We start from the raw sequence: 4,031 nt of genomic DNA, 5'->3' as shown, positions 1-4,031 counted from the left end.
TTCACGCACAGCTGGCCGCCGTTGCTCGCCTTCGCCGCGGCGATGCGGAAGGCCGCGGTCGCCAGGTCGGCGCTGCGGGCGACGATGGTGGGCGACTTGCCACCCAATTCGAGTGTCACCGGCACCAGGTTCTGCGACGCGTTGCGCATCACCGCCTTGCCCACCTGTGTGCTGCCGGTGAACACGATGTGATCGAAAGGCTGCGCGGTGAAGATCTCGCCCATGTCCGGGCCGCCGGTGACGACGCCGACCTCGAGCGGATCGAACATGTCGACCACCGCCTCGGCCACCACGTGGGCGGTGCGCGACACCACCTCGGAGGGCTTGAGAATGGCGCGGTTGCCGGCGGCGAGCGCGCTGGCGAGCGGACTGAACAGCGTGAACAGCGGCGCGTTCCAGGTGCCGATGATGCCCACCGTGCCCTTGGGCTGGTACATGACCCAGGCCTGGGCACCGAGCTGGTCGTAGGGCGGGAACGGCGTGCGCGCCTCGCTCGCCATCCACGGCTCGAAGTGATCGCGGGCGTACTTGAGCGAGGTCAGCGAACCGAGCACGTCGTTCATCAGCGAGTAGCCCTTGGGGCGCCCGCCGAAGTCCGCGTCCATCGCCTCGACCAGAGGCTTGTGGTACTTCACCAGCAGGTCGATCGCGGTCTGGATGCGGCGCTTGCGCTCGGTCGCGCGGACGGCGCCGGCGCTGATGAAGGCCTGCTTTTGCGCCTGCAGCAAGGCGGACAGGCCCGCCGGGGTGATGATGATCTCTTTCGTCACGACAGTCGCTCCGGGTTCGAGGTTTACGGCATTGCGCCGACGATACCCTGCCGCAGGCGAGGCTGCGTAGTCCGATCGGACGAGCGCATCATGCCCGGACAAGGCGAGCACCGGCGCAGGGGCGCAATTCCGCTAGTCCGTTGGGACGATGCCCGGGCCCGTGCCCGGCTTTCATACTCGGCCCCATCTCCACCCGTCCCGCGAGACACGACATGACGACGCAAAAGGGCTTCGACCCCCAGGATTTCCGCGCGGCGCTCGGCACCTTCACCACCGGCGTCACCATCATCAGCACCCGTGCGGCGGACGGCGAGCCGATCGGCATCACCGCCAACAGCTTCAACTCGGTGTCACTGAACCCGCCGCTCGTGCTGTGGAGCCTGGCCAAGAACGCGCGCAGCCGGGACGCCTTTACCAGCGCCAGGTTCTGGAACGTGCATGTGCTGTCGGCCGACCAGGAGGCGCTGTCCGGGCGCTTCGCGCGCCAGGGCGAGGACAAGTTCGCCGGGCTGGAGCTCGACGAGGGCATCAGCAAGGCACCACTGCTCAATGGCTGCACAGCCCGCTTCCAATGCCGCACCGCGTTCAGCTACGACGGTGGCGACCACATCATCTTCGTCGGCGAGGTGCTGACCTACGACCGCAGCGAGCTGCCGCCGCTGGTGTTCCAGAGCGGCCAGTACGCACTGGCTGCGCGCAAGCCCCGCGAGGAAGTACGCCTGGGCTCGACGCCGCCGCCCGAGTGCAGCTACACGGAAGACCTGCTCGGCTACCTGCTCGGCCGCGCCCACTACCAGATGCTGTTCGCCTTGCGCCAGCTGCTGAGCACCCAGGCTCTGGACGAACGCTCCTTCTTCATCCTCTCGGTGCTATCGATCCGCGACAGGCTGAGTCTGCAGGAGCTCAACGGCTTCATCGGCTATACCGGCATGCTCGCCGACGAGGCCTCGATGAGCACCCTCGAGACGCGACGCCTGGTGGCAATGGAGCAGGACGGAGCCCAGACGCGCTACGTGCTGACGGCCGACGGCCGCGAGGCCTCGCTGCGCCAGATCGCGCTGGCCAAGGCGGTCGAGGAAGACATCGCCGCCAAGCTCGGCCCCGGCGACGCGATGGCCCTGAAGCTGCTGCTCAAGCGCCTGATTGCCACCAGCGACCCGGGCATGCCCGACCTGTGGTCGCCCCGTTGAATGCCCAAACCACTCACAGAGGACACGACATGAGCATCACCGAACGCTTCAGCCTGGAGGGCCAGGTGGCCATCATCACCGGCGCGGGACGCGGCATCGGCCGCGGCATCGCCCTCGCCTATGCCGAAGCCGGAGCAGACATCGTGTGCGCCGCACGGACCCTGGCCGACGTCGAGTCCGTTGCCGCAGAGGTCCGCGCCCTGGGCCGGCGCGCCATCGCGGTGAGCTGCGACGTGACCGACCTGGCCCAGCTCGCCGGGGTCGTCGATGCCGCGTTGAAGGAATTCGGCCGCATCACCCACCTGGTCAACAACGCCGGCGGCTCCGGCCCGAACGATCCGCTGAAGATGTCCACCGACAAGTTCGAAGGCGTGTTCCGCTTCAACGTCAGCTCCGCCTACGAGCTGACCCGCCTGTGCGTACCCCACATGCGCGAAGCAGGTGGCGGCAACATCGTGAACATCACCTCGGGTGCGGCACGCTATGCCCAGCCCTACTTCAGCGCCTACGGCACCGCCAAGGCCGCACTGACCCAGCTCACCCGGCTGCTGGCGCAGGACTTTGCGCCGACGGTGCGCGTCAACGCGATCGCCCCCGGCCCCATCATGACTGCCGCGCTCGACCGCGCCCTGCCCGCCAACATGCGCGAAGGCATGATCCAGAACACCCCGCTCAAGCGCCTCGGCGACATCGAGGACATCGCTGCCGCCGCGCTCTACCTCGCCACGCCGGCTTCGGCCTGGGTGACCGGCAAGGTCATCGAAGTCGACGGCGGCGCCGAATCGAGCGTGTGGCCGGGCTGAACCCGTCACCCATCCAGCCCAGCAAACCGTGTATGGAACAGACCCTTATCCGCCAACTTGGCGACGAACTCTATGCAGCATTGCGCGAGGCTCGCACCCTCGACCCGCTGACCGACCGCCACCCGCGGATCGGCATCGAGGACGCCTACCATGTGTCACTGCACATGTTGTCGCGCCTCCAGGCAGACGGCGAGCGCATGATCGGCAAGAAGATCGGTGTGACCAGCAAGCCCGTGCAGGAGATGCTGAACGTGCATCAACCCGACTTCGGCTTCCTGACCGACGCCATGCAGCGCCCGGACGGCGCCACCATCGACATCGCCGCCACAGGCCTGATTCAGCCGCGCGCGGAGGGCGAGATCGCCTTCATGCTGAAGGCCGACCTGAAGGGGCCGGGCGTAAGCCTGGACGACGTGCTGGCCGCCACCGCCTGGGTCGCGCCCTGCTTCGAGATCGTTGACTCGCGCATCGACGACTGGCGGATCCGCATCCAGGACACGGTGGCCGACAATGCCTCCTGCGGCGTCTTCGTCGTCGGCGAGACGCGCACCGACCCGTCCGAGCTCGACCTGGCCACGGTGCGCATGCGCATGTCGCGCAATGGCGAGCCGGTCGGCGAGGGCCTGGGCTCGGCGGTACAGGGCCATCCCGCGCAAGCCGTGGCCTGGCTCGCGAACACGCTCTGCCGCTTCGGCATCCCCTTCCGCGCTGGCGAGCTGATCCTGTCGGGCTCGCTGGCGCCATTGATCGCAGTCCGCACGGGCGACCGCTTCGAGATGCAGATCGAGGGCCTCGGTGGCTGCTCGATGCGCTTTCGCTGACGTCGCTTTTGTTTCCAGCAGCCGCGCGGTGGGTGGACCTCCCTCCCCCACCCCCCACGCGGACTGCACCTCCCCTCCCACGCGCCGCCGAGAACGACACGGCTTGGGCGGTGCATCCAACGGGCCTGAAGCCATGAGCAACAAGATCAAATGCGCCCTGATCGGTCCGGGCAACATCGGCACCGACCTGCTGTACAAACTCAAGCGCAGCCCGGTGCTGGAGCCGGTCTGGATGGTCGGCATCGACGCCACCTCCGAAGGCCTGGCCCGCGCCCGCGAACTGGGCCTCAAGACCACCGCGGACGGGGTGGATGGCCTGCTGCCACACGTCAAGGCTGACGGCGTGCAGATCGCCTTCGACGCCACCAGCGCCTATGTGCACGCCGAGAACAGCCGCAAGTTGAATGAGCTGGGCGTGCTGATGATCGACCTCACACCGGCCGCGAT

General features: G+C 67.8%; 4 protein-coding genes and 1 pseudogene. 4 read left to right on the top strand and 1 reads right to left on the bottom strand.

Annotation, left to right across the window (positions count from 1 at the left end):
- The coding region (locus PLC66_RS22280) for an aldehyde dehydrogenase family protein (protein ID WP_324544369.1) at positions 1–770 on the bottom strand (770 nt) is incomplete at its 3' end.
- 212 nt (positions 771–982) lie between these two features.
- Between PLC66_RS22280 and PLC66_RS22275 the strand changes: the two genes are divergently transcribed.
- The 4 genes and pseudogenes from PLC66_RS22275 to PLC66_RS22260 form a co-directional block, all read left to right on the top strand.
- Entirely contained in the window at positions 983–1,960 is a 978-nt protein-coding gene (locus PLC66_RS22275; RefSeq protein WP_324544368.1) for a flavin reductase, read from the top strand.
- Between the two features lie 29 nt (positions 1,961–1,989).
- Positions 1,990–2,763: a glucose 1-dehydrogenase gene (locus PLC66_RS22270; RefSeq protein ID WP_324544367.1), complete on the top strand. Its 774-nt coding sequence runs from the start codon at positions 1,990–1,992 to the stop codon at positions 2,761–2,763.
- A gap of 32 nt (positions 2,764–2,795) precedes the next feature.
- Positions 2,796–3,584: a fumarylacetoacetate hydrolase family protein gene (locus PLC66_RS22265; protein ID WP_324544366.1), complete on the top strand. Its 789-nt coding sequence runs from the start codon at positions 2,796–2,798 to the stop codon at positions 3,582–3,584.
- Positions 3,585–3,717: 133 nt separating this feature from the next.
- Positions 3,718–4,031: pseudogene (locus PLC66_RS22260) on the top strand (acetaldehyde dehydrogenase (acetylating)); the annotation flags it as partial.

Source organism: Thauera sp., from assembly GCF_035444905.1.
Taxonomy (GTDB): domain Bacteria; phylum Pseudomonadota; class Gammaproteobacteria; order Burkholderiales; family Rhodocyclaceae; genus Thauera.
Note: the sequence above shows the minus strand (reverse complement) of the source record. Positions and strands in the feature narration are given on the sequence as shown.

What these genes read in the sequence shown, in the direction of transcription:
- PLC66_RS22275 (WP_324544368.1), top strand. Translation starts at nt 983, where the DNA reads ATGACGACGCAAAAGGGCTTCGACCCCCAGGATTTCCGCGCGGCGCTC.
- PLC66_RS22265 (WP_324544366.1), top strand. Translation starts at nt 2,796, where the DNA reads ATGGAACAGACCCTTATCCGCCAACTTGGCGACGAACTCTATGCAGCA.
- PLC66_RS22270 (WP_324544367.1), top strand. Translation starts at nt 1,990, where the DNA reads ATGAGCATCACCGAACGCTTCAGCCTGGAGGGCCAGGTGGCCATCATC.